Origin of the sequence: Agathobaculum hominis, assembly GCF_014288055.1 — a bacterium.
In the GTDB taxonomy this organism is placed as follows: Bacteria; Bacillota; Clostridia; order Oscillospirales; family Butyricicoccaceae; genus Agathobaculum; species Agathobaculum hominis.
In genome coordinates, this window is the sequence record NZ_JACOPK010000003.1 from 146,357 (window position 1) to 171,834 (window position 25,478).

Below are 25,478 nucleotides of genomic sequence, written 5' to 3' on the forward strand. Positions count from 1 at the left end.
AAAGGAAGATTAGGGGGAGTCAAGAGGGGGATAAGAAACCATATTGGTGTCTTATCCCCCTTTTGTCTCCGCCGCCAGACGGCGGAAGGTCTACCCTCAGCAGAGGGTAAAGAAGAAAAAGAAGCGGGAACTCATTCCCACTTCTCCCAGACCTCCGGACAGTACCCGACCGTCGCCTGTCTGCCGTTCCGCACGACCGGCGTTTTCATCAGCGTGCCGTCCTCGAGCAGCTTTTCCTTCCTGTCCTCGTCGTAGGCGAGGTATGCGAGCGACGCATAGCCGCGGCTCTTCTCGTCGATGAGCGCGTCAAGACCGCCGACTGCCCGCACTACGCTGTCAAGCTCGCCCTTGCTCATGCCCTTCTGCGCAAGGTCGATCATCTGGAATTTGATGCCGCGCTCCTTGAACCAGCGCTGTGCCTTTTTGGTGTCGAAACACTTGTTTTTGCCGAAAATCTGAATGTTCATGCTCGTTCTCCTTTGCTCTGCTGAATAAAGTATAGCAGAACGGGAAAGGGAAAACAAGCCTCAGCTGCGCCGCTTCGGCAGCACGTGCAGGATCACGCTCATGAGCGCGGCGCAGCGCCCGGTCTCGCACAGAATGAGCGGCACCGCGAAAAATACCTCGCCGTGGCGTGCAAAATCCCCGATCGCGGCAAGCCCGGCAGCAGAGAAGTTCGGATAGGGAAGCAGGGCGGCGGTGTGAGGGCCGAGCAGCAGAACCGTGCGGAGCGACAGCAGCGCAAGCAGCGCACCGCCTGCCGTGAGTCCGCGCGAGGCCGCCCCGGCAAGACTGCTGTCGCGCAGCGAGAGCGCAAGGATGAGCGTGCCCGGCAGCAGCAGGCGCAGCAGCGACCAGAACTGCGGCAGGAGCGCCGCTGTCGGTGCGGCAAGACGCGAGAGCCGCAGCTCACCTGCGGTCAGCACGCCGGACAGCACCGCGACCGCCCCTGCCAGAAACACCGCAGGCAGCGCCCACATCGCGCAGACGTTCAGTCCGCTCAGCGCGTGCGCAAGGGCGCAGAGCGTCAGCGCGAGACAGAGCACCCACAGCGGCACGCGCGTAAACACGGTCGCGCGGAGAAAGCTGCTCATGCGCGAGAGCGAGCACACGAGCGGAAAGAGCGCTGCGAGCGCGAGCAGGAGCTGCACGCCCGGCCGCGCCGCGACAGCGCCCGAGAGGCGTGCCGCTCCGGCGGCGAGCAGTCCGGCCGCCGCACAGGCCGCCGCTGCGGCGTAGAGCGACTGCGCGTCCGCCGGGAGGTAGAGGATCTCACTGAGCGGCAGGAGCGCGAACAGCGCGCCGCACCATCGGGGGAACAGTCTGTCAGGCAAAGCGCTCGCCTCCGATCATGCCGCCGTCGAGAAAGCAGCTCAGTTTTCCTTCCGTGAACACGGCCGTCCCGGACGGGGCGGTCTGTCCGAAGCGGTCGAGCGAGAGCGAGGGCAGGATGGCCGTGCCGTCGGTCTCGAGCGCCTCGGTAACGCGGTACAGCGGCATATCGGGCAGCGTGCCGGTCTCGGCGGCGCGGTCGAGCAGGTCGCTCAGCGCGTAGATCTCCTCGTCGTTTTCGAGCAGGTCGGACGCCGCGCCGCCGCGCACGACGGCGCACCGGAGATTGAGCCGAATGTCGTTATCCCGGCACAGATATTCCGCGAGCGGCGTTAGATCGTCCTCGGCGGCCTGCTCGCTCAGCAGGAGCACCTGTGCGTGCGACAGGTACAGTTCGCCCGGGAGCAGTCCCTCGAGCGCGTGCAGCGCGTCGGTGAAGCTGTCGCCCTGCGCGGCGAGACAGGAGGGAACGGCGGCGTCCTCGGGCGTGTCCTGCCGGACGAGCTCTGCGGTGAGGCGACAGCCGTTCCCGGCGCGGTCGAGCGCGAGAGCGGAGACCGGAGAGGGTTCGCGCGCGCAGCCGCACAGCAGCGCGAGAGGGAGAAGAAGCAGCAGCTTTTTCATGGTCTCTTCCTCCCAGCAGTACGGAAAAAGGAAAAACGGTCGTATTTCATGAGGTACCACGGCACGCGCAGCCAGGCATCCTCGGAATCGGTCTCGACGCGCGGCACGAGGTTGATGAGGTAAGGTACGCCGCACGAGCTCATGCGGCACAGCAGGACGAGCGTGAGCGAGAGCGCCAGTCCCACGCCGTACAGACCGCCTGCGGCGGCCGCCCCGAGCAGGGCGAACCGCAGCCAGAGCGCGGCGGTCTGAAGGCGTGGCGCCATCAGTCCGGTCACACCGGCTACCGCCACAACGATGACCGTGGGGGCGGCGGAAAAACGCGCTGAGACCGCCGCCTGCCCGAGCACAAGACCGCCGACGATGCTCATGGTCTGCCCCATCGCGCCGGGCGTGCGTGCACCGGCCTCACGCAGTACCTCGAGCACGATGAGCAGCAGCAGCACCTCCCACCCGACCGGCAGGGGAACCCCTCTCTGCGCCGCCGTGACGGCGAACAGCAGCCGCGCCGGGACGAGCTCACGGTGATAGAGCAGCAGAGCGGTGTACACCGCCGGTATCGTCACCGAGCAGAGAAAGCCGAGCGTGCGCAGCACGCGCGATACGTTGGTCCGAAGAAAGCTGATATAGTAGTCGTCGTTCGACTGAAAGCATTCCTGAAGCAGGTGCGGCGCGGTCAGCACGACCGGACTGCCGTCCACGACGAGTGCGCACCGTCCCTCGAGCAGCCGCGAGGCCGCGACATCCGGCCGCTCGGTCGTGCCGAGGGTGGGGAAGGGCGAAAATCGGTGGTCGCACAGGCATTCCGCGATATAATTCGCGTCGAGCACGCTGTCGAGTTCGAGGACGCTGAGCCTTGTCCGCATCTCGTCGACAAGCGGGGCGGGACACAGTCCGTCGATATAGCACAGGCAGACCGCGGTGTTCGTGCGGCCGCCGACGCGCAGGAAATTGAATTTGAGCCGTGTATCGCGCACGCGGCGGCGGATGAGCGCAAGGTTTGGCATGAAGCATTCGGTAAAGCCCTCGCGCGGACCGGACAGCACGCGCTCGTTCTCCGGCTCCTCGGGCGAACGCCGGGCGAAGCCCTTTGTGTTGACGACCAGAGGACGCGCGTCGCCTTCGGTCAGCACGAGCGTGTCGCCGTACAGAAAGGCGGCGAGCGCCTTGTCCATGTCGGTCTCGACGCGGCAGTCATCCGCCTGCAGAATGCGTCCGGCAAGCTCGTCCGCCGAGGCGCGGCGCCTGTCGGACAGCAGGACGGGCCGCACCAGACTTTCGTTGATGGTGAACGAGTCCACCATGCCGTCAAAGAAGAACATCGCGCAGTGCAGGCCGTTCCGGCCCGTCGCCTCGCGCACGATGAACGTGTCGTCGCCTTCGAATATCGATTGCATGAGCGCGATGTTGTGCGCAAGATTTTCTGTAAATGTGATTTTCTGCATAAAGTCACCCCACGGGTTGATAAGATATGTATTCAGCGTGGGAATGACAGCAGATGCGCGACAGCGCACATTGAATAGAATTTGCGAAGCAAATTTCAAAAATCCGGGAGCATGTATCTCGGATTTTTGTCTTTGGGAGGGAGAAAGTTTCTGTACAGGAACTTTCGGACGACTCGTGTTTTGCAAAGTCAAAACACATATTGTCGGCGAAACTGTAAGTTTCGCGACAGTATCACCCCGGAAACAGTCTTTCCGGGGCGGCAGCAGATTATTCGTGGTTTACATCCCTGTCATCTCATCCGCGAGCACATCCGCGAACAGGCGCACGGCGGAGAGCGCCTCGGGCAGCGTGTTGCCGGACGAGCCGACCTCGACGAGCAGCGAGCCGGGGCTTGCGTGCTGGTCGAAGCGCTGTGTGCGCAGGTTGACCGGCCGCATGAGTGACGGATACGCGCGGTTGAGCGCGTACTGGAGGGTGGAGACGAAGTTCAGATTGTCGCGCCAGTCCGGATGATACAGCCCTCCGGCGTCCGTGCCGACGACGAACATCAGCTGCGCGGTCTCCGCGCCGTCTACCGTGCAGGAGGTCTTGTAGGCCTCGCCCTCGTCGGTCAGGATGGAGTCGCGGTGCAGGTCGATGACCACCTTGACAGACGGATTTTCCTCGAGCGCCTGCTCGACCGCCGCGAGCGAGCGGTCGTAGGAACCGGCATAGGTCGGCGTATCGAACAGCGAGCGAATGTGCAGCGTCTCAATGCCGCGCTTTTCGAGCGCGGTGCACAGCTCGTCGCCCACGCGCACTACATTATACCGCGTGTCGGTCGTGCGCTCGGTCTCGGTCGGCGTATAGGGGAAGGCCGCGTCAGGGGTATAGCTCTCGCTCGCGTGGGTGTGGAACACGAGCACCTGCGGCCCGTCGCCCTCGGCGCGGATGTGCGTGTCCGAGGCGAGACAGGCGGCAACGTCTACATCATAGTCGGTATCGTTGTTGATGGTGAGGGTCGCGGCCTTGTCCGGCGCGGAGAGCACAGGCGCGGCATCCTCGGGAGCGGAGGGCACATAAACGCTCTCGCTCTGCGGCTCGGCGGCGTCTTCGTCCCGTGCGGCAGCAGCTGCGCGCGGCACATAGACCTCGGCCGCGTCCGCGCGCACGCCGAATTCGAGCGCGGTGACGCAGGAGAGAAAGCCGGGACTGCGGGCGAGCTTCGAGAGCGCCGCCTGCGCTCCGGCCTCGCCGCCCAGCTGCGCCGCCGCAAGCAGCACGCCTGCCGCCGCGAGCGCGCACCATGCCGCAGGCCGCACGCCTGCCCGGCTCCTGTTCCGTCTGCGTCGCTTCATCCTGTCCGCCCTCCCGAAATCCGTTTGGTCAATCCTATGCGGCGCGGAGCGGCGGTATGTCAGCTGAGATACAGGTCGATCTCCTCGACAGAAATATGCTGGAGGGCCATGTTGACCGCGTAGCCGATGAGCCGGGCGGTATCCGCGACCTCGCGGTCGATGTCGCGCGTGGTGATGATGAACGGCTGAGACAGGTCATCGAGCGCCTCGCACTGTGCGCCGTCGAGCTGCTGCGCGATCTCATGGGCGAGCGAGCCGCCGTCCGCGACCGTGGGCACGCCGATGGACACCACCGGAACGCCGAGCGTCTGTCTGTCGAGCGCGGCGCGCGCGTTGTTTACGCCCGAGCCGGGGACGATGCCGGTGTCGGCAAGCTGCACGGTGCGCACAAGGCGGCTGAGGCGGCCGGCCGCGAGCGCGTCGATGGCGATGACCGCGCGGGGACGCACATGGTCGAGCACGCCCCTGACGATCTCGCCGGTCTCGACGCCCGTCTGACCGAGCACGCCCGGCGCGAGTACGCTCACCGGACGCCAGGATGCGAAAAATTCGGGCGAGCGGGAGATGAGGTGCCGCGTCGCGATCACATGGTCGGCCGAGCGCGGGCCGACCGCGTCCGGCGTGATCGAGCGGCTGCCGAGTCCTGCGATGAGCACGGGGGCGGCGCTGTCCAGCGGCGGCAGCAGCGTTTCGATGAGTGCGGCGAGCACGCGCACGCTGCGCGGAAACGCCTCTTCCTCGCGCCGCGAAAGCGCCTCGAGCGACAGGGTAAGATAGCGGCCGCAGGGCTTTCCGAGCAGCCGCGCGGCCCGTTCGGTCGTGACCTCGGCCTCGTGGATGTGCAGACCCTCGCGCTCATATTCGCGCTCGCTGACGCCGGAAAGCTCGTCCCTGCCGCGCAGATTTTCCAGCAGCTCGACCGCAAGATCGGTCCGGTATGCCATAAAATCACTCCTTTCCGGGGAGTATGCGGCGGGATGAAAAAAATATGTATTTTTCTCGAAAAAAATGCTTGCAATTTTTGAGGTTTGATGTTAAAATAGAAACACTGACAAATAGTAAAACAAAGGAGGTGTTTTCGGAATGCCCAACATCAAGTCTGCTAAGAAGCGTGTCAAGGTTAACGCAGTCAAGGCGCTGAACAACCAGATGGCTAAGAGCGAGCTCAAGACCACCCTGAAGAAGTTCGACGCAGCTATTGCTGCCGGCGATAAGGCGGAAGCGACTGTTGCTTATACGACTGCCGTCAAGGCTGTCGATCAGGCGGCTGCCAAGCACCTCCTGCATAAGAACAACGCATCCAACAAGAAGAGCAAGATGACCACCAAGCTGAACGGCATGGCATAAGTCCTGTTCCGACAATGCGAAACGAGAAGAGTCTGCAATGCAGGCTCTTTTTTCATGTCTGAAAAACATTTAGACAAACATCAAAATATATCTTGACTTTCACAAATGCTGTGGTATTCTATATTTAGATAAACGTCTAAATGAAAGGGGACGGAGCATATGAAAACGACCATTGCGATCTGCGCAGCGGGACTGCTGCTGGCGGCAGTGCTCATCGTGTGGCAGGCGCGGGCGCTGTCGAAGCGCGAGCTGGTGTGCAAGTTCTGCGGAAAGCAGCTGCGCCTGCCGTGGAACAGACTGCTGCTCCGCCAGCATGTCGGGAACGAATGGTGGCTGTTCTGCCCGACATGCGGACGAAAAACATGGTTCACCGCACGAAAGAGGGGAGAATAATGGGCTTTCAGAAGAGCTTCAAGGCGCTCGGAGACCCGGTGCGGCGCGAGATCCTGTCGCTGCTGCGGCGTGAGCCGATGGCGGCGGGCGACATCGCGGCGCATTTCGACCTGTCGGGCGCAACGGTCTCACACCATCTCGCGATCCTGCGCGACGCCGGGCTTGTGCTCGACGACCGGCAGGGCAAGTACATTTACTACGAGCTGAATATGTCGGTCGTGGATGAGATACTGGAGTGGGTTTCCACATTGAGAGGAGAGGACAGAGATGAAAAAAACGAATAAAAAGCAGGTGGCGGCGTGGGTGCTGTCGCTGCTGCCGCTGGTGATGATCGCGGCGGTGTACCGCCGCCTGCCGGCTGAGGTGCCGATGCACTGGGATCTCGACGGCGCGGTCGATTACGGCGCAAAGGCGCAGCTGTGGGTGATCGCGGCGACGGCGCCGGTGCTCGAGGCGATGTTCTGCTTCCTGCCGAAGATCGACCCGAAAAACAAAAATTACGATAAGTTCGGCGACGCCTATCTTGGTATTCAGCTTGTGACGCTGCTGTTCCTCGCGGCGATGACCGGCATCTGCATCACCGAAGCGCTGCGCCCGGGCACGGTCAATGTTTCAGGCGTGGTATGCCTGCTCGTCGGCCTGCTGATGGTCTACCTCGGCAACGTCATGCCGCGCTTCCGCATGAACTGGTACTGCGGCTTCAAAACGCCGTGGGCGCTGTCGAGCGAGACGGTCTGGACGCGCACGCAGCGCGTCGCCGGGCGGCTGCTGTTCGCGGCGGGCCTCATCGGCGCGGCCGGTTCGTTCGCGCCGGGGGACACGGCGAAGTTCGTGCTGCTGCTCGCGCCGCTCGTGCTCGCCTGCGGCCTGTCGACTGTCATGAGCTGGAGATTTTACCGCGAAGAGAGCAGGAAATGACAGGAAAAGCAGAGCAAAATAACCATACACAGACCTGTGTTCGACAAGTTTATCTGTAATTTAACTTGCCAGGTGGGGAACAATATGATATAATATTGCAGAAAGTTTGCATAGGTGGGGAACCGGAACTGTCCGGGGCTATGCGGAAAACGAAGAAGGCAATACCGCCGCGGCTTTGCTCGTGCGGTGCTGCCTGAACCCATCCAGGCAAGGAGAAAGTTATGAAGAGAACGTGTAAGCTGGCAGCGGCAGCGCTGCTCACGGCTGCCGTTACGGTGGGCACAGTCACCGCTTGCGCAGCAGCGGAAACTGCGGTCACGACCGAGACATACGCCTATCTGCCGGACCATTCGGTTTACTTTTACGACGTAGACGACGGCTATTCGTGGGCGTTCCGCGAGGTGGATACGCTCGCGGTCGCGGGCGTCATTCAGGGCCGGGGCGACCATCTGTTTTATCCGAGGAACGCGATCACGCGCGCGGATTTCATCGTTATGCTCGACCGCGCCTACGGCATGAGCAGCGCGCTCGAGAGCGGCGCTGTGACGGCGCAGCAGGACTTCAGCGACGTCCCGTCCGACAAATATTACGCAAAGTCCGTTGCGGCGGCGCGTGCGCTCGGCGTGGCGACCGGCACGGCGGACAACCGCTTTCTGCCGCAGCAGACCATGAGCCGTCAGGACGCGATGGTGTTCCTCAAGCGCACCATCGACCGCACGGAGCTGACGCTGCGGGACGGCGCGATCACCGGCTTTTCCGACGCGGCCGAGGTCAAAAGCTATGCGCAGGAGGCTGTCGGCGCGCTGACGAGCGCCAAGGTCATCGGCGGCACGAACGGCAAACTCAACCCGAACGCGCCGGTTACGCGCGCGGAAATGGCGGTCATGCTGTATCGTGCGCTGCATCTGACCGAAAACGGCGGCTCGGGCGGCGCGGTCTACCACGAGCGCAAGGACACGGTCAATCTGTGCATCGGCGCACAGAGCTACAGCGACGTTGTCATCGAGAACTATGACTCGTCCGTGACCTATGAGGGTCTCGTGCAGTATTCCGGCCTGCATCAGGACGGCAGCACGATGTATGTGTCCATCGACGGCGCGCATGCCATCGACCGCACGGCCGAATATAAAAACGGTACGTTTACGTTCGATACCGATGCGGAAAATGACGGCATCACAGGCGATTATCCGGCCGCTGCGGACTGCGTAGCAATCGACGCCGGCGAGCCGTACCATCAGATCGCTGAACCGGTCAGCACCGGCTCGGAATACCGCGTCTGCTATCCGTCCGTAAGGGACGGCGAGGTCGTCGCGGTGTATTATGTCAAGTAAACAGAGATAGAGAAAACCGGCTCTGCCGAGGGGAAACACCTCTGGCGGAGCCGGTTTTTTGTTTGTCTTTATTTTTCGACGGTAACGTGGGACGCGAGCGCGGCGTCGAATTCCGGCCAGCAGCGGCGCAGGATCGCCGGATGGCCGTCGGAATTGATGAAGCAGTGGCGGCTGTCGCCGGTGCAGCGCACCTCGCCGGTCGCCTTGTCGAAAACGTCGTAGTGCAGCGTCATGCGCACGCCGTTGTACTGGGTGATCGCGGCTTGAATGCTGACCGTTTCACCGAATTTGGACATGGTCTTATACTGGCAGGAGACCTCGAGGACGGGGCCGCTGTAGCCTGCGGCCTCGATGCGGTCGTAGCCGAAGCCGAGCTGCTCGAGCAGATCGACGCGGGCCTCCTCGAACCAGCGGATGTAGTTCGAGTGATGGACGATACCCATGCCGTCGGTCTCGTAGTACTGGACCTTGTGTTCACAGGGGTTCATGAAAACACCTCAATTCTTCGAATTATTTGCTTTACCGTCAGCAGACGATGAAGTTTCTGCCGCTCCAGCGGCGCGCCGGTGGAGGCGACTTGACGCTTAAAGTAAGCGTGCACAGTGGCCGCCTTCGGCGGCTGGGAGTGTCGCCGCCCGGCGACGGGGGCAAGAGGGGAAAGACAACCAAGGTTTTCTTTCCCCTCTTAACTCCCCAAACTTTCCTTTAAGCCGCTCAGCGAAGCATTCGCGGCTAAACGGGGGTTACGAGGGCTCGGTTCCGTGCGTCGTTTCGCTCATGGGACGCTGTGCTGCCCTGAATTTACTGAGCGCCATCTGCACTGGCTCTGCTTCCATCAAAAATGAATCCTTGGAGCACCAAACGCATCTGTGGGCCCCTCGTTTTTAGACGCGCAACCGAAGGGCGTCGCGTCCGAAGGAAGGTAAGGGGAGTCAAGAGGGGACAGGAAACCATACTTGGTGTCCTGTCCCCTTTTGCCCCTGTCGGTGGGCACCGACATCCCTCGACCGTGGGGACGGCCAATCCCACCTCCAGCGGTGCGCCGCTGTATCGGCGGAAGGTCTGCCGTCAGCAGACGGTAGAGAGAAAGAGGGGGCGCCCTCTTTCGAGAGCGCCCGACAGGTAAATCGCTGATTTACTTGAAATACTTTACGCCGTTTGCGAACAGCGGCTGATACTTTTCGCCGTAGATATTCTTGCCGACAAACGGGCTGTAACGCTCGGTATGACCCATCTTGCCGAGAACACGGCCGTCCGGAGAGGTGATACCCTCGATCGCGCACATCGAACCGTTCGGGTTCCACGCAATATCCATGGACGGCTCGCCCTGAAGGTCGGTGTACTGGAACGCTACCTGACCGTTCTTGATAAGCTCATCAATGACGTGCTGCGGCGCTACGAAGCGGCCCTCGCCGTGCGAGAACGCGATGGAGTGCAGGTCGCCGACATTGCAGGAGGACAGCCACGGGCTCTTAACGGACGCGACGCGGGTGGTCGCGTAGCGGCTCTGGTGACGGCCGATGAGGTTGAAGGTCAGGGTCGGGTCGTCGCCGGTCATCTCGTCGCGGATCTCGCCGTAGGGCACCAGACCCAGCTTGACGAGCGCCTGGAAGCCGTTGCAGATGCCGAGCATCAGGCCGTCGCGCTGGCGGAGCAGCTCGTGGATGCTGTCCTTGATGCCTGCGTCGCGCAGGAAGGATGCGATGAACTTGCCCGAGCCGTCCGGCTCGTCGCCGCCGGAGAAGCCACCCGGCAGGATGACCATCTGCGCGCGGCGGATGGCGCTCTCGAGCTGCTCTGCGCTCTCGCGGAGCGCGTCAGCGGAGAAGTTGCGGACTACGACGATCTCAGCAGCGCCGCCTGCGTTTTCGACTGCACGTGCGGTATCGTACTCGCAGTTGGTGCCCGGGAATACCGGGATGACAGCGAGCGGCTTTGCACTCTTGACCGCCGGAGCGGACGCATTGCGCTCGGTGAAGGAGACCTTGGTCAGGTGCTCGTCGGAAGCGGCGGCCCTGGTCGGGAATACGCTCTCGAGTCTGCCCTCAAAGGCAGCGGTCAGCTCGTCGATGGTGATCTTCTCGCCCGCGATGGTGATGGTCTCGTCTGCGGTGGTCTGGCCGACATACCACTGTGCCGGCAGCTCGCAGGAAGCCTCGACGAGGATGCCGCCGAAGTTCTTCATGTAGAGCGCGTCGGTCGGGAAGCTCTCGTCGACTGCGAAGCCGACCCTGTTGCCGAGGGACATCTTCGCGATGCCCTCCGCGATGCCGCCGGTGGTCAGAGACCATGCGGAAACAGCCTTGCCGGAGGCGATGAGGTTCGCGACCTCGTTCCAGACGTGCTTCATGGTGACGTAGTCCGGCGTGCCGTCCATGTTGTACGGCGCGTCGAAGAAGTAGACCGGATGGCCGGCTTCCTTGAACTCAGGCGAGATCAGACGGGAAGCGTCCTGCGGCGCGATGGCGAAGGAAACGAGCGTGGGCGGTACGTCCATGTCATCGAACGAGCCGGACATGGAGTCCTTGCCGCCGATGGCCGCGAGGCAAAGGTTCTCCTGCGCGGTGTACGCGCCGAGCAGGGCGGACAGCGGCTTGCCGAAGCGCTTCGGGTCCTTGCCCAGACGCTCGAAGTATTCCTGGAAGGTCAGGTATGCGGTCTCGAAATCGCAGCCTGCTGCGACGAGCTTGGAGACCGACTCGATCACGGCGGCGGAAGCGCCGAGATACGGGTTCTGCTCGGTGAAGTACGGGTCGAAGCCGAAGGCCATGACGGACGCGGTCTCGCACTGACCGTTCAGCGCCGGCATGGTAGCGGCCATGACCTGCGTCGGGGTCAGCTGATACTTGCCGCCGAAGGGCATGAATACCGAGCTGGCGCCGATGGAGCCGTCGAAGCGCTCGACCAGACCGCGCTCGAGGCAGATGCCGAGGGTGGAGGCGAGGTTCAGCAGCTTTTCCTTTTCGGAATCGCCTTCCGGCGCGCAGGAGATGGACGGGGTCGGGAGTGCGCCGACCTCGGCGTCAACGTGCTTGGAGCAGCCGTTGGTGTTGAGGAAATCGCGGGAAACGTCAACGATCGTGTTGCCGTTCCAGGTCATGCACAGGCGGTTCTTGTCGGTGACGGTGGCAACGACGACAGCCTCGATGTTCTCCTTTGCAGCGGCCGCGATGAAGGCGTCGGCGTCCTTTGCGCGGACAACGACAGCCATGCGCTCCTGCGACTCGGAGATCGCGAGCTCCGTGCCGTCCAGACCGTCGTACTTCTTCGGAACGGCGTTCAGGTCGATGTCAAGGCCGTCGGCCAGCTCGCCGATGGCGACGGATACGCCGCCCGCGCCGAAGTCGTTGCAGCGGCGGATCATACGGGTAACATTGCCGTCGCGGAACAGGCGCTGGATCTTGCGCTCCTCGGGCGGGTTGCCCTTCTGTACCTCAGCGCCGCAGGTCTCGAGCGACTCCTCGGTGTGCTTCTTGGAGGAGCCGGTAGCGCCGCCGCAGCCGTCGCGGCCGGTCTTGCCGCCGAGCAGGATGACGATGTCGCCCGGCTCGGGGACCTCGCGGATGACGTTTTCGATCGGAGCCGCGCCGACGACAGCGCCGATCTCCATGCGCTTTGCAACGTAGCCCGGATGGTAGATTTCGTGTACAAGGCCGGTGGCAAGGCCGATCTGGTTGCCGTAGGAGGAATAGCCTGCGGCAGCAGTCTGGCACAGCTTGCGCTGCGGCAGCTTGTGCTCGAGCGTTTCGGAGAGGGGAGCGGTCGGGTCGCCCGCGCCGGTCACGCGCATCGCCTGATAGACGTAGGAGCGGCCGGACAGCGGATCGCGGATCGCGCCGCCGAGGCAGGTGGCTGCGCCGCCGAACGGCTCGATCTCGGTCGGGTGGTTGTGGGTCTCGTTCTTGAACATGAGCAGCCAGTCCTCGTAGTGGCCGTTCACGAGCGCCTTGACCTTGATGGAGCAGGCGTTGATCTCCTCGGACTCATCGATATTCTTCAGATAGCCGCGCTTTTTGAGCACCTTGGCGGCGATGGTACCCATGTCCATCAGCGTGACCGGGCGCTTTGCGGCCTTCTCCTCGCCGTAGACCTCGACGCGCGCGGCCATGTAGCGGTCGAAGGCGTCCTGAACCATCTGGTCCTCGAACTTTACGTCGTCGATCTGGGTGAGGAAGGTGGTGTGGCGGCAGTGGTCGGACCAGTAGGTGTCGACCATGCGGACCTCGGTGATGGTCGGGTCGCGCTTTTCGGTGTCGCGGAAGTAGGTCTGGAGGAACTTGAGGTCGTCGAGATCCATCGCCAGACCCATGTGGTGCAGCATGTCGGAGAGGGCAGCCTCATCCATGTGCGTGAAGCCGACAACGCTTGCCACGCTCGTCGGGATGGCGTACTCTACCTTGAGGGTCGAGGGCTTGTCCATGGAAGCCTCACGGGTGTCGACCGGGTTGATGAGGTAGCCGCGGATCTTGTCCATGTCCGCGGCAGTCAGCTCGCCTTCGAGGACATAGATCTTCGCTGCTGCGACGGTCGGGCGTTCGCCGCCGGTGAGCAGCTGGATGCACTGGGCGCAGGAGTCCGCACGCTGGTCGAACTGACCGGGCAGCGGCTCTACCGCGAGGACGGTATGCGCGCCTGCCGGACGGGGGAAGTCCTCGTCGTAGCACACATCAGCCATCGGCTCGGAGAAAACGATGCCCTTGGCCTTTTCATAGGTCTCCCCGCTCAGACCCTCGGCATCGTAACGGCACAGGTACCGTACATGCGTGAGGTTTTTGATCTCGAGGAGGTCGTGCAGACTGGAAAACAGGCTGCGCGCTTCGACATCGAAGCCGGGTTTCTTTTCGGAATAACAACGATTAACGCTCATTTTATCGTGTCCTCTCCTTTATGTTGCAAGATAATTTTATTCTACCTGTTTTTACGAAATAAATCAATCGCCAAGGGGTACAAAAACTGAGGATATTCGAGCATTTATTTATACCCTGTTAAGAAAGATGCCGGCTGTCGATGAGGTTCGTTTTCGCGCAGGGAAGTAATCGCGCGACAGCGCATTCAAAAGCGTTTGCGGAGCAAACGCATGAAAACCGGGGGCGTGTACCTCGGTTTTCATACTTCTGGAGGGAGAAAGTTTCCGTATGGGGACTTTCGGACGACTCGTGTTCTGCGTTCGTCAGAACACAGATTGTCGGAAAAACGAAGTTTTTCGACAGCCTGGAAAAATACGTTTGTCCCAAAGAGAGAAACATGATATACTGACTCTGCATAGAGATAAAAACGAAGGGACGGACAGCCTGTGAACATCAGAAAGGCAGAGGAGCGCGATATTTCGCGCATTACGGAGATTTACGCGCACGCGCGCGCCTTCATGGCGGAGAACGGCAACGCGACGCAGTGGAGCGGCGGCTACCCCGGCGAGGACGTCATCCGCGCGGACATCGCGGCCGGCACGCTGCATGTCTGCGAGCGGGAAGGGAAGGTCGCTGCGGTATTCGCGTTCATCCTCGGCGGAGATCCGTGCTACGCGGTCATCGACGGTGCGTGGCACGCCGCGCGTCCCTACGGCACCATCCACCGCATCGCCTCCGACGGCACGGCGAAGGGCATGGCGCGCTTTGTTTTCGACTGGTGCGCGCAGCAGATCGACTATCTGCGCATCGACACGCACGAGAACAACAGGCCGATGCAGGCGGCTGTCCTGCGCTACGGTTTTCAGCCGTGCGGCGTCGTACAGGTGCGCGGCGGCGCGAGACTCGCGTTTGATTATGAGGTGAGAGCATGAAGACAAAGGTGATCGTCTGCACGGAGTACAGCGAACAGGCGCGGGCGGAGCTGCTGACGCGCTTCGGCGACAGATTCGACATCACGTTCGACGAGCACGCCGCTTCGCTCGGCGACGCGGAGATCTGCATCGGCGAGCCGCCGCTCGCCCTCGTGCAGCAGGCGGAAAAGCTGCGGTGGGTGCAGATGACATGGGCAGGCACGGATATTTACACGCGCCGGACAGGCTTTCCGGGGCGCGTCACGCTGACCAACGCCTCGGGCGCGTTCGGCCGCACGATCTCGGAGTACGTTCTCGGCGGAATCCTCACGATGTACCGCAACTTCCCGGCCTACCGCGAGCAGCAGAAGCAGGCGGTATGGCGGACGGTCGGCGCGGAGCGCACGCTCTACGGCCGCACCGTGCTCATCCTCGGCACGGGCGACCTCGGCAGCAATGTCGCAAAGCGCCTGCGCGGCTTCGGCACGGTGAACATCGGCGTGCGCCGCGCGGCAGGGGAGACGCTGCCGTATTTTGACGAGGTGCGCGGTATCGCGGAGCTCGACGAGCTGCTGCCGCAGGCGGACATCGTCATCAGCTGCCTGCCGAATACGCCGGGCACCACAGGACTGCTTACCGAGACGCGCCTGCGCCGCATGAAGCAGGACGCCCTGCTCGTCAACGTCGGACGGGGTACGCTGCTTTCGACCGCCGAGCTCGCCGCCGTCCTTGCGGACGGCCATCTGAGCGGCGCGGTGCTCGATGTGTGCGATACCGAGCCGCTCCCGCCCTCTTCGCCGCTCTGGGGCATGGAGAACGTGCTGCTCACGCCCCACGTTTCGGGACGCGGCTTCGGCCACGACCGCGGCACCGAACGCCTCATCTGGGAGATCGTCATGGACAACCTCGCGCGGTATCTCGAGGGAAAAAAACTGCGGCATATTGTAGACATGAACCGAGGTTATTAAACAGGAGGACTTTTTATGGCTGTCACTGCTGCTTTATCCACATTTTTCTCGCTGCTGAGCATTATCTGCGGCGCGGCGGCGCTCGCGCTGCCGGTCATCGCGCTCGCAAGACGGAAGAACGCGCTGCCGTTTGCGGCGGTGAGCATGGGATTGTGCGCGTTTTCGCTGCTCGGACAGATATTCGAGTACAACACCCGTGTAAACGTGCAGGACTGGAGCGCACTGCTCGATACCTCGTATGCCGTGCTGTTCTGCGCGGCGGTGCTGGTCGCGCTCGCGCTTGTGCTCAATATCGCGGCCTGCCTGCGCGCCATGAAACAGTAAATTTATACTTAAACTTTTACAGGCAGTATGTTATAATGGAAAAAGAAAACTGCCGTGCCCTGCCGGCACGCTCGACCACACTGCGGACTGTCTCCGCGGTCACAGGAGGAAAAAGTTATGGAAATCAAGCTCTCACCGTCTATTCTGTCCGCTGACTTCGCCAATCTGGCACGCGACATCAAGATCGCGACCGATGCAGGCGCGGAGTACGTTCACGTTGACGTAATGGACGGTCATTTCGTACCGAACATCACCATCGGCGCGCCGGTCGTCAAGAGCCTGCGCAAGGCGACCGACAAGGTCCTCGACGTACATCTGATGATCTCCGACCCGGATCAGTACCTCGACGACTTCATCAAGGCAGGCTCGGACATCATCACCGTGCACTATGAGTCCAACGGCGACACCCTCGAGCAGCTGAAGAAGATCCGCGCGGCAGGCGTCAAGGCGGCCTGCGTCATCAAGCCGAAAACTCCGGCGGAGGCGCTGTTCCCGCTGCTGCCGTACTGCGACATGGTGCTCATCATGACCGTAGAGCCGGGCTTCGGCGGTCAGGGCTTCATTCCGGAGTGCATGGACAAGATCAAGGCCGTCCGCGCGGAGATCCAGAAGCACGGCTATCAGTGCGAGCTTGAGATCGACGGCGGCGCAAAGCTGAACAACACCGCAGACATCGTTGCAGCCGGCGCAGACGTCATCGTCGCAGGCTCGGCGGTATTCGGCGGCGACATCGCGGACAACGTCAAGAAGTTCCACGAGGTGTTCGAGGAAGGCGCAGCCAAGGCGGTCTGGACGAAGTAAACGAAAAATAACAGAAAAAGCGTGCAGAATAACCAAATCTGCGCGCTTTTTTCTGTTCCTGTTGACAAACAGAGAGCAATGGGTTATACTGAAGATAGTTTTTAACACACTATTAAAAACTATGAAGAAAAGAGGTGCACCATGGCAGATGCAGGGCTTCTCCGGCAGGAGAATACGGCGCTGCTGCGCCGGGCCATGCAGGACGGCGTTTTCAGCAAGAACGAGCTCGCGCGGCAGACCGGATTGAGCTTTCCGACGGTCGGACGCATCATCGACGATATGGTCGAGCGCGGCGAGGCACGGGAGGCAGGCGTGGCGGCTTCGACCGGCGGCCGATGCGCGATGCGGTACGAGCTGGATATGCATTACCGGCTGTTCCTGTGTCTGCGGCTGGAGCAGGATACGCTGCACTGGTTCGTGTGCGGCCTCGACGGCGTGCCGCTCGAGCAGGGAGAAGAGACCTGTCCGGGCGATGTGCGCGAACTGCTGGACACGCTTCTGATGCGTGTCAGGGCGCGTTACCCGCAGCTGGCGTCGGTCGCGTTCGGCTTTGCCGGCGCGATGCATGACGGCGTTGTAATGGAGTGCTTCGGCTATCCGGAGCTGCGGGGCGTGAGCCTTAGTACGCATCTTCACGATAAATCCGGACTGCCGAGCGCGGCGGCGCGCGACATGCAGATCGTCGCGGCCGGTTATGCGGCGCAGTGCAGCCCAGCGCCGCGCGCCGCGGTGTGCATCTACATCGGCAGGATGGGTGCAGGCGCAGGCATCGTGCTGGACGGCAAGGTCTGGAGCGGCGCGGCCGGTTTCGCCGGAGAGCTGCACTTTCTCCCGATCGAGCACAATATGGAATACGCGCAGACGCATTTTGCGGATGCAGATATGACGGCGTATATGGCGCAGGTGATCTGTGCGTGCGGTGCGCTCATCAACCCGGACCGGGTCGTGCTCTACACCGATCCGCTGTTCCGGAACAGGGTGGAGGACATCCGCGCCGCATGCGCGCGCATGCTTCCGCCGCACGCAGTACCCGAGATCGAGCTTTCGCGGACGTTCACCGAGGACTATGACCGGGGCCTTTTCACCATGGCACGGGATCTGATGGAGGGAAACGCATGAAATACTTCGTTTTCGATGTAGACGGTACGCTGATGAACTCGGCGGCGGTGGATCAGCAGTGCCTGAAGCAGACGCTGCACGAGTTCGGCCGCGACTATACCTTTGAGGAGCTGCGCCCGTCCTTCGGCAAGCCCGGACGGCAGACGCTCGCCGACCTCAGCTTTACCGGAGAGACCGCCGAGCGCATCATGGACCGCTGGGAGGGCCTGTCGAAGGAGCGCGCTTCTGAGGTGCTCGCCTTCGACGGCATCGAGGCGCTGCTGCGCGAGCTGCACGCACGCGGCTGCCGCTGCGGCATCGTGACCTCGCGCACGCATTATCAGTTCGACTACGGTTTTTCGCCGCTCGGTCTGGACGGGTATTTCGATGCGGTCATCTGCATGGAGGACGCGCCGCGCCACAAACCGGCGCCCGACCCGCTGCTCGAATGCCTGCGCCGCATGGGCGGCACGGCGGCCGAGGCGGTCTATATCGGCGACAGCGCGTGCGATATGGAGTGCGCCGCCGCGGCAGGCGTAAAGTCGTGCCTTGCGCTCTGGGGCATTCCCGAGGACGCGCGCATCAGGGCCGACATCGAGCTTGCAGCTCCGGCTGACGCACTAAAACTGATATAAAAAACAAAAAGGGCGGTATCCGACGAGAAATCGGATACCGCCCTTTGGCTGTACTGTTATGCTTTCTGTGTTTCGGCAGGAGCCGTCTCGGTCTGCTCGGCGAGGCGTTCCTCGAGCCAGCGCGAAATATCGCCGTAGGTCTCGATGCGGCCGAGCTCGTTGAGCAGCTCATGACGGGCGTTTTTGTAAAAAACTGCGTCGATGTTGCGGGAGCCTCCTGCACGATAAAGACTGATGACGCGGCGCACGCCGTCGCCGTAGCGGCCGACCGGGTCGCGGTCGCCTGCGAGGAAGAACAGCGGCAGGTCGCTCGGCGTGCGGCGGAAGGTCGCGTTGCTGTTTGCGCGCGCGCAGAGGATGAACAGATCGCGGAAGGCGGAGGCGGTGAAGATAAAGTTGCACTTTTCGTCCGACTGATAGAGAGAAACGACCTCTTCGTCGCGGCTGAGCCAGTCAAAGACCGAATTGGGGTGGTCGATCCTGCGGTTGTAGGCCTTGAAGGCGATGCTGTTCAGCAGGCCGCTGCGGAAGGTCACGCCACGCGTGCGTGCGATGGAGTCTGCGATATGGGCCGCGCTGAGGGCGGCGGCGTTCGGGCCGGCGGTGCCGATGAGGATCGAGCCTGCAAGCTCCGTGCCGCACTCGGGCAGGCACAGGCGGACGATGAGCGAGCCCATGGAATGACCGAGCATGAAATAAGGGAGGTCGGGATAGCGGCGGTGCATCAGCTCGCGCAGGTGGAGTACGTCCTGAATGAGGTATTTCCAGCCGTCATGCGCGGCGAAAAAGCCGAGGTCAGCCGGCCGGGAGACCGAAGCGCCGTGGCCGATGTGGTCGTTGCCGCAGACGATGAAGCCGAGGCCGCAGAGATATTTGGCAAAGGCAGTGTAGCGCGAGAAATATTCGCACATGCCGTGGCTGATCTGAACGATGCCGCGGATATGGGAGTCCTCGGGCACGAGAATGTAGTAGGCGACATTGGAAACGCCGTTCGCGCTTTTATAAATATTCTGAGTGCATTTTATATTCATAAACCCACGTCCGATCGCAGAAATAGGAGACAGGCCGCCGGAGACTGACAGACGCTGTCAATGGTTATGTTAATATCATACCACATAAAAGCGGAATTGTGCACATTATTTGATAAAGTTCACAAAGCGTTTATAAATTCAGCGAACGCGCCGCGCCTTTGTACTTTTTACCGTCTGCCGACGGTATGCCTTCCCGCCGATACAGCGGCGCAGCCGGTGGAGGCGAGACTGGCCCTTCCGGGCAGGGGGATGTTCGCCATGACATGGCGTGGCATTGCCGCCGTCTGGCGGCGGGGGGATTGCCGGGGTCTCCCGGCGGAGACAAAAGGGGCAGGGAAACCTTGGTGTCCCTGCCCCTCTTGACTCCCCAACCTTTCCCTCGGACGCGACTCCCTCCGGTCGCGCGTCTAAAAGCGAGAGGCCCACAGGGACGTCTGGTGCTCCAAGGCATAACCCTTGATTGAAGCGGAGCCGGTCGCAGCACAAATCAAGCGCCCTGCACCGTCTGGCCGCGCACTGATATGCGCGGCAAATCACGCAAAGTAAATTCAGGGCATAACAGCGTCCCAAAATCTGCCCGACGCCCGGAATCGTGCTCCCGTAACCCCCGTTTCGCTGCACATCTCCGATGTGTCAGCGCAAAGGAAGGTCTGGGGAGTCAAGAGGGGACAGGAAACCATTGGTGTCCTGTCCCCTTTTGTCTCCGCCGCCAGACGGCGGCACTCTCGGCCGCCGAAGGCGGCCACTCCGCCGCGCCCTCCGAGGGCGTAAAGTCACCTCCACCGGCTGTGCCGCTGTATCGGCGGAAGGTCTACCGTCAGCAAACGGTAAAAAAGAAAGAGCCGATGCCTGGTGGGGGACAATTTGCAAAATGTTCACATTTGAACCATTGACGCAGGATGAAAAAACGGCGTATATTATATAGTAATCCCAAAGCACTGCGCGCGGTGCGCCGCGCTCTCCCGACAAAGGACAGGTGAATCCATATGCCAACAAACAAGGGGCAGAAATCCCCTAAAAGACCGCTGATCTTCTACTATGCTGTGACGCTCATCGTTCTGATGCTGCTCAACTGGCTGTTCTTCCCGTCTCTGCTCAGCCGGCAGGTGACCGAGATCGGCTACGACGAGCTGGTCAGCATGGTGGACGACGGAAAGGTCGAAACCGTTTCCTACGACAGCCAGGACCACGAGATCGTTTTTGAAGCGAAGGACGACAAGGGCAAAACCGCCCTCTACAAGACCGGCATCTTCCCGGATGACGCGCTTGTTGACCGCCTGCTGAAGGGCAACGTCAAGTTCGCCGCCGAGATCCCTACGCAGGCTTCGCCGCTCGTCAGCATGCTCGTCAGCTATATCGTGCCGATCGTGCTCATTATCGCCGTCGGCCAGTGGCTCCAGAAGAAAATGATGAAGAACATGGGCGGCAACATGATGAGCTTCGGCAAGTCGGGCGCGAAGATCTACGCCGAGAACGAGACTGGCAAGACCTTCTCTGACGTCGCCGGTCAGGACGAGGCCAAGGAGGCTCTGACCGAGATCGTTGACTTCCTGCACAACCCGAACCGCTACGCCGCCATCGGCGCGAAGCTGCCCAAGGGCGCGCTGCTCGTCGGCCCTCCGGGCACCGGCAAGACCCTGCTCGCCAAGGCTGTCGCGGGCGAAGCGCACGTTCCGTTCTTCTCCATCTCCGGCTCGGAGTTTGTTGAAATGTTCGTCGGCATGGGCGCGGCCAAGGTGCGCGACCTGTTCAAGCAGGCCGGTGAGAAGGCGCCCTGCATCGTGTTCATCGACGAGATCGACACCATCGGCAAAAAGCGCGACGGCGCAGGCATGGGCGGCAACGATGAGCGCGAGCAGACGCTCAACCAGCTGCTGACCGAGATGGACGGCTTCGACGGCACCAAGGGCGTCGTCATCCTCGCCGCGACCAACCGCCCGGAGTCGCTCGATCCGGCGCTGCTGCGTCCCGGCCGTTTCGACCGCCGCATTCCCGTACAGCTGCCCGACCTGCAGGGCCGTATCGCCATCCTCAAGGTGCACGCCAAGGATGTGCACATGACCGGGCACATCGACTTCAACGCCATCGCGCGCGCGACCTCGGGCGCGTCCGGCGCTGACCTTGCGAACATCATCAATGAGGCCGCGCTCCGTGCCGTCCGTCTCGGACGCAGCGCCGTGGAGCAGGCTGATCTCGAGGAGAGCGTCGAGACGGTAATCGCCGGTGCGCAGCGCAAGAACGCCGTGCTCAGCGCAAAGGAGAAGGAGATCGTCTCCTATCACGAGATCGGCCACGCGCTCGTCGCGGCCAAGCAGACCAACTCTGCGCCCGTCACCAAGATCACCATCGTTCCGCGCACCTCGGGCGCGCTCGGCTACACCATGCAGGTGGACGAGGGCGAGCATAACCTCATGACGCGGGACGAGCTGCTGAACAAGCTCGCCACACTCACCGGCGGCCGTGCGGCCGAGGAGCTGATCTTCGGCTCGATCACGACCGGCGCGTCCAACGACATCGAGCAGGCGACCAAGCTCGCACGCGCCATGATCACCCGCTACGGCATGAGCCGCAAATTTGACATGGTCGCGCTCGAGACCGTTACGAACCAGTATCTTTCCGGCGACACCACCCTTGCCTGCTCGGCTGAGACCGCCGCGCAGATCGACGAAGAGGTCATCGCGACCGTCAAGGCTGCGCACGAAAAGGCCATCGAGATTTTGCAGGACAACATGGATGTGCTGCATCGCCTTGCGCATCATCTGCTCGAGAAGGAGACCATCACCGGCGACGAGTTCATGAGCATGCTGTAAACAGAAAAGCCGCCCCGAAGGACGGCTTGACAACAGCAGAAATAACAGGTATACTGAAAATACAAAGAGGCACTGTCGGCAGACGGTCAGCCCTCAAAGTTTTTCAATCACGTAGTGACCGCTTACTTTCTCAGGGTAGGGCGGTCACTTCGCGTATGTAATAAGCATGTCGAGCACGAATGCTGCGCATACCAGAATGCGAAAGAGTTTCTTTCTCATACGCATCACCCCCTCTCGCAAGGGAGTGGCTGACCGTCCGCCGTCTGTAACAGCGCCTCGGGGACACCGAGGTGTCCTTGTCAGCATTATAACAGAGTTCGACAAATAACGCAAGAAAGCAAAGGACAGAACCCGGAAAAGGGCTCTGTCCTTTTGTTTTTGTTTATTTTCTGTGGCGTCGCTGATAGGTGCTGTCGTTATAGCGCGAGCGGGAGGAACGGCGCCGTCTGCGGCGGCGGACACCGCCAAAGACAAGGCCCGTAAAGATATGCAGCAGGAAGAAGGCTGCGGCGGCGAGCAGCAGTACCTTGAACACGATGCTCTGGGAGAACGAGCTGAGCTTGTCCGCGTAGAACAGGACCGTGCTGCGCGAGATGTCGTTGAGGGCGACAAGCTCGACCGTGCCGTAGTCGCGGCCGTCATAGGTATAGGTCACGCTGCCGATGGTATCGCCGGCCTTGATGGGAGCGTCGACCTCCTCGGGGATGTCGGACTGAAGCTCGAGATCCTTTACGTCGAGCTCCCTGGGCAGCAGGGAAACGAGATCGTTCTTCGCGGTGAGGATGACCTGATTGGTGTCGGTCGAGAGCTTGACTTTGGTGTAAGTGACCTCCTCGCCCTGCCGGGCGAGGGTCTTGGAGGTGAAGTTCTCAAAGCCCCACTGGCACAGGCTCTTGGTATCGGTGAAGCTGGCGGCGACGGTCGGGTATTCCTTCGAGCTGCTCGAGCAGCCGAGCACGACCGAGAACAGCTTTGCGTCGCCGTATTCGGCGTAGCCGACGAAGCAGTTGCCTGCCTGCGAGGTATGGCCGGTCTTGATGCCGAGACAGTTTGCGTAGCTCCACGGCTGGAACGAGCTGAAGATCAGCTGGTTGGTGGTGAGGATAATGCGCTCCTCGTGCAGGTTGGTCTTTGCCATGCGGTGCTGCACGGTGCTCACGATGTCGCGGAAGGTCGCGTCCTTCATGGCTTCCTTCGCGATTAAGTACAGGTCGTGCGCGGTGGTGTAGTGGTCGTCCTCGTGCAGGCCGCAGGGGTTGCAGAAGTGCGTGCCGGTGCAGCCGAGCTCGGCGGCGCGTTCGTTCATCATGTCGACGAACTGCTCCCAGCTGCCGCCGACGTGGCGCGCGAGCATGTAGGCCGCCTCATTCGCGGAGGGCAGCATGAGTGCGTACAGCAGATCCTTGACCGTGACCTGCTCGCCGACCTTGATGCCGGCGTTCGAGCTGTCTGAGGTCACGTTTTCGAAGTCGCTGGCCTCGGCGGTCACGACCACGCTCAGGTCGGAGACGTTCTCGAGCGTCAGCAGGGCGGTCATGATCTTGGTGGTCGAGGCGGGATAGCGCTTTTCGTCTGCGTTCTTCTCATAGAGCACCATGTCGCTCTCCGGGCTGACGAGCAGGGCGGCCGTCGCGTCGAGAGCAGGCGCGTTCGCGGCCGCCGCCGTGACCGTCGGGTCGTTGTCCGCCGTCGTAACCGCAGTTTTGTCGGCCGTATCGGTGCTGTCCGCGCTGTCAGAGGACGAGGCGTCGGTGTCGTCCTCGACCGCAAAGGCCTGCGGCAGGGGCGCGGCGTTCAGCAGCAGCGCCAGACCGAGCGCGAGCGCGCTCAGCCGGCGAAGTATTTCATTTTTCATCGTCCATGTCCCCCAGAGAAAAGTCAGCGTTGGTGAATTTTTCGCGCAGAACGGCCGGCTTTGCCGGAACGCGGCGCAGCGGGTCATAGCGGAACGAACGGCAGTGGTCGGCGGCGTCCATCACGCCGCGCTTGCGGCACGCGATCCGCTTTCCGTCCGAGAGGGGGCTGCCGTGGGCACAGTAGGTGCAGCGCGGCTCAATATCTTTACGCAGCAGCTTGCTCAGCTTCATGCGAGAGTCAACTCCTTAAACACTAATAATCTAATTATAGCGTATCGTCTCGCTTTTTGCCAGAGTAAAATATGTACAAAACGGTAACAGCCGCGAGCACGCCTGCGGAGACGGCGGAGGGCGAGGAGACCGGTCTCGCAGGGGCGAAGGCCGGAACGCAGGACGGGAATGCACGGCAGAGCGCGGCGCTGAGGGCGGCGGCGAGAGCGCCGTGCAGGAGCTTGGCGCGGACAAGGCCGGGCAGGTCGAGACCGTCCGCAGCCGCGACAGCCTGCATCTGCATCAGGACGGACGCGCCGCCGAAGGCGAGCAGGAACGAAACGAGCACGAAAAGTGTGTTTTTGGGGAGAAATGACCCGGAAAGCGCAGCCAGACCGCTCGTCAGCTCAAGCAGGCCGGACAGCAGCCGCAGCGCCGGAGCGCGGGAAAAGACCGGCTCCATGAGCGTGAGCACGGCTGAGAAGGTCACGAGAAAGGCCGTGACGTCGAGCGAGACCGCCGCCGCATGACGCACGGCCGAGCAGAATACGACGGAGAACGGTCTGCTGTCGGAAGGTTCGGGAGATACCGGTATCGTTTGTCCGTTCTCCGTTCCACGGGAAACAAAAATACCGGTCAGCAGGGCGGAGACGACCTGTATGCCGTAGAGCAGCGCGCCGGTTTTCGCCGAACCGAACAGCGTGACGCCGGCAAGCGCGATGCAGAAGCCGGGACTTGCGCACGAGCAGAACAGCGCCTCGCGCCGGGCGTCCGAGGCGGACAGCCGTCCCTCGCGCAGCAGCGAGGCGCATGCCGCCGCGCCGACCGGGTAGCCGCCTGTCAGACCGAGCACAACGGGCGCGGCTCCGGCCTGCGGCAGGGCGAAAACACGGCGCAGCAGGGGCGCGAGAAGGCGCGAGAGCGCCCGGTCGGCATGAGAGGCGGTCAGCAGCTCTCCGGCCACGAAGAACGGGAACAGCGCCGGGAGAGCCGAGCCTGCCGCGAGGGCAAGGCCGCGCCGAACCCCCTCGGCGCACGGCCACGGGAACAGCAGCGGCAGCACGAGCAGCAGCACACAGAGAATGCGCAAGGCTTTTCACCTCCGGCAAGAATAAAACACGTTGACGCGCAGCAGCGCGCATGAAATAGAATTTGCGCAGCAAATTCATGAAAACCGGGAGCATGTATCTCGGTTTTCATACTGTGAGAGGGAGAAAGTTTCCGCATGGGAACTTTCGGACGTCTGTGTCCGGCGAAGT

24 protein-coding genes are annotated in these 25,478 nt (G+C 62.0%); 12 read left to right on the forward strand and 12 right to left on the reverse strand.

What is annotated here, in order from left to right:
• Positions 1-131: 131 nt before the first annotated feature.
• The 6 genes from H8S02_RS04190 to gpr form a co-directional block, all read right to left on the reverse strand.
• Positions 132-467, reverse strand: a complete 336-nt coding sequence (locus H8S02_RS04190; RefSeq protein WP_186969440.1) for an arsenate reductase family protein — start codon at positions 465-467, stop codon at positions 132-134.
• Positions 468-527: 60 nt separating this feature from the next.
• Positions 528-1,334 (reverse strand): hypothetical protein, encoded by an 807-nt coding sequence (locus H8S02_RS04195; RefSeq protein ID WP_186969441.1) that lies wholly within the window; start codon positions 1,332-1,334, stop codon positions 528-530.
• Entirely contained in the window at positions 1,327-1,956 is a 630-nt protein-coding gene (locus tag H8S02_RS04200) for a Ger(x)C family spore germination protein (protein WP_186969442.1), read from the reverse strand. The genes H8S02_RS04195 and H8S02_RS04200 overlap by 8 nt, the downstream gene beginning before the upstream one ends.
• The gene (locus tag H8S02_RS04205; protein WP_207722059.1) at positions 1,953-3,401 is read right to left on the reverse strand and encodes a spore germination protein; all 1,449 of its coding nucleotides are present in this window, start codon (positions 3,399-3,401) and stop codon (positions 1,953-1,955) included. Before H8S02_RS04205 ends, H8S02_RS04200 begins: the two co-directional genes overlap by 4 nt.
• A gap of 279 nt (positions 3,402-3,680) precedes the next feature.
• Positions 3,681-4,739, reverse strand: coding sequence for a stage II sporulation protein P (spoIIP, locus tag H8S02_RS04210; RefSeq protein WP_186969444.1), 1,059 nt, complete (start codon positions 4,737-4,739; stop codon positions 3,681-3,683).
• A gap of 59 nt (positions 4,740-4,798) precedes the next feature.
• On the reverse strand, positions 4,799-5,683 hold the full coding sequence (gpr, locus tag H8S02_RS04215) for a GPR endopeptidase (protein ID WP_186969445.1): 885 nt from the start codon (positions 5,681-5,683) through the stop codon (positions 4,799-4,801).
• Between the two features lie 139 nt (positions 5,684-5,822).
• Between gpr and rpsT the strand changes: the two genes are divergently transcribed.
• The 5 genes from rpsT (at position 5,823) to H8S02_RS04240 (ending at position 8,728) form a co-directional block, all read left to right on the forward strand.
• Complete coding sequence (gene rpsT, locus H8S02_RS04220; RefSeq protein WP_118685930.1) at positions 5,823-6,086, forward strand: 30S ribosomal protein S20; 264 nt, start codon at positions 5,823-5,825, stop codon at positions 6,084-6,086.
• Between the two features lie 159 nt (positions 6,087-6,245).
• Positions 6,246-6,479: a hypothetical protein gene (locus tag H8S02_RS04225; protein ID WP_186969446.1), complete on the forward strand. Its 234-nt coding sequence runs from the start codon at positions 6,246-6,248 to the stop codon at positions 6,477-6,479.
• Positions 6,479-6,763, forward strand: coding sequence for an autorepressor SdpR family transcription factor (locus H8S02_RS04230; RefSeq protein ID WP_186969447.1), 285 nt, complete (start codon positions 6,479-6,481; stop codon positions 6,761-6,763). The genes H8S02_RS04225 and H8S02_RS04230 overlap by 1 nt, the downstream gene beginning before the upstream one ends.
• Positions 6,747-7,397, forward strand: a complete 651-nt coding sequence (locus H8S02_RS04235) for an SdpI family protein (protein ID WP_186969448.1) — start codon at positions 6,747-6,749, stop codon at positions 7,395-7,397. The genes H8S02_RS04230 and H8S02_RS04235 overlap by 17 nt, the downstream gene beginning before the upstream one ends.
• Before the next feature lie 221 nt (positions 7,398-7,618).
• A complete protein-coding gene (locus H8S02_RS04240; protein ID WP_186969449.1) occupies positions 7,619-8,728 on the forward strand; it encodes an S-layer homology domain-containing protein in 1,110 nt (369 codons plus the stop codon).
• Between the two features lie 68 nt (positions 8,729-8,796).
• Here H8S02_RS04240 and H8S02_RS04245 read toward each other — a convergent pair whose 3' ends face one another.
• The gene (locus H8S02_RS04245) at positions 8,797-9,216 is read right to left on the reverse strand and encodes an acyl-CoA thioesterase (RefSeq protein ID WP_186969450.1); all 420 of its coding nucleotides are present in this window, start codon (positions 9,214-9,216) and stop codon (positions 8,797-8,799) included.
• Positions 9,217-9,863: 647 nt separating this feature from the next.
• The gene (locus tag H8S02_RS04250; protein ID WP_186969451.1) at positions 9,864-13,595 is read right to left on the reverse strand and encodes a phosphoribosylformylglycinamidine synthase; all 3,732 of its coding nucleotides are present in this window, start codon (positions 13,593-13,595) and stop codon (positions 9,864-9,866) included.
• Between the two features lie 426 nt (positions 13,596-14,021).
• Between H8S02_RS04250 and H8S02_RS04255 the strand changes: the two genes are divergently transcribed.
• The 6 genes from H8S02_RS04255 to H8S02_RS04280 all read left to right on the forward strand — a co-directional run bounded on the left by H8S02_RS04255 (position 14,022) and on the right by H8S02_RS04280 (position 18,312).
• Positions 14,022-14,507: a GNAT family N-acetyltransferase gene (locus tag H8S02_RS04255; protein WP_186969452.1), complete on the forward strand. Its 486-nt coding sequence runs from the start codon at positions 14,022-14,024 to the stop codon at positions 14,505-14,507.
• Positions 14,504-15,454, forward strand: a complete 951-nt coding sequence (locus H8S02_RS04260; protein WP_186969453.1) for a D-2-hydroxyacid dehydrogenase — start codon at positions 14,504-14,506, stop codon at positions 15,452-15,454. Before H8S02_RS04255 ends, H8S02_RS04260 begins: the two co-directional genes overlap by 4 nt.
• A gap of 15 nt (positions 15,455-15,469) precedes the next feature.
• Positions 15,470-15,778, forward strand: a complete 309-nt coding sequence (locus H8S02_RS04265; RefSeq protein ID WP_186969454.1) for a hypothetical protein — start codon at positions 15,470-15,472, stop codon at positions 15,776-15,778.
• A gap of 117 nt (positions 15,779-15,895) precedes the next feature.
• Positions 15,896-16,579 (forward strand): ribulose-phosphate 3-epimerase, encoded by a 684-nt coding sequence (rpe, locus tag H8S02_RS04270; RefSeq protein ID WP_118723393.1) that lies wholly within the window; start codon positions 15,896-15,898, stop codon positions 16,577-16,579.
• A gap of 141 nt (positions 16,580-16,720) precedes the next feature.
• Complete coding sequence (locus H8S02_RS04275; protein ID WP_118685919.1) at positions 16,721-17,698, forward strand: ROK family protein; 978 nt, start codon at positions 16,721-16,723, stop codon at positions 17,696-17,698.
• A complete protein-coding gene (locus H8S02_RS04280) occupies positions 17,695-18,312 on the forward strand; it encodes an HAD family hydrolase (protein WP_186969455.1) in 618 nt (205 codons plus the stop codon). The genes H8S02_RS04275 and H8S02_RS04280 overlap by 4 nt, the downstream gene beginning before the upstream one ends.
• A 56-nt stretch (positions 18,313-18,368) precedes the next feature.
• Here H8S02_RS04280 and H8S02_RS04285 read toward each other — a convergent pair whose 3' ends face one another.
• Positions 18,369-19,343, reverse strand: a complete 975-nt coding sequence (locus H8S02_RS04285) for a serine aminopeptidase domain-containing protein (protein WP_186969456.1) — start codon at positions 19,341-19,343, stop codon at positions 18,369-18,371.
• Positions 19,344-20,329: 986 nt separating this feature from the next.
• Between H8S02_RS04285 and ftsH the strand changes: the two genes are divergently transcribed.
• Positions 20,330-22,153 (forward strand): ATP-dependent zinc metalloprotease FtsH, encoded by a 1,824-nt coding sequence (ftsH, locus tag H8S02_RS04290; RefSeq protein ID WP_186969457.1) that lies wholly within the window; start codon positions 20,330-20,332, stop codon positions 22,151-22,153.
• A gap of 382 nt (positions 22,154-22,535) precedes the next feature.
• Here the strand turns inward: ftsH and H8S02_RS04295 are convergent, their stop codons facing one another.
• The 3 genes from H8S02_RS04295 to H8S02_RS04305 are packed head-to-tail and all read right to left on the reverse strand — an operon-like array spanning position 22,536 to position 25,309.
• Entirely contained in the window at positions 22,536-24,008 is a 1,473-nt protein-coding gene (locus H8S02_RS04295) for a D-alanyl-D-alanine carboxypeptidase family protein (protein ID WP_186969458.1), read from the reverse strand.
• Positions 23,998-24,240, reverse strand: coding sequence for a hypothetical protein (locus H8S02_RS04300; RefSeq protein WP_186969459.1), 243 nt, complete (start codon positions 24,238-24,240; stop codon positions 23,998-24,000). Before H8S02_RS04300 ends, H8S02_RS04295 begins: the two co-directional genes overlap by 11 nt.
• Positions 24,241-24,274: 34 nt before the next feature.
• Positions 24,275-25,309 carry a nucleoside recognition domain-containing protein gene (locus tag H8S02_RS04305; RefSeq protein WP_186969460.1) on the reverse strand — a complete coding sequence of 345 codons (1,035 nt, stop codon included), beginning with the start codon at positions 25,307-25,309 and terminating at the stop codon, positions 24,275-24,277.
• Positions 25,310-25,478: the final 169 nt, after the last annotated feature.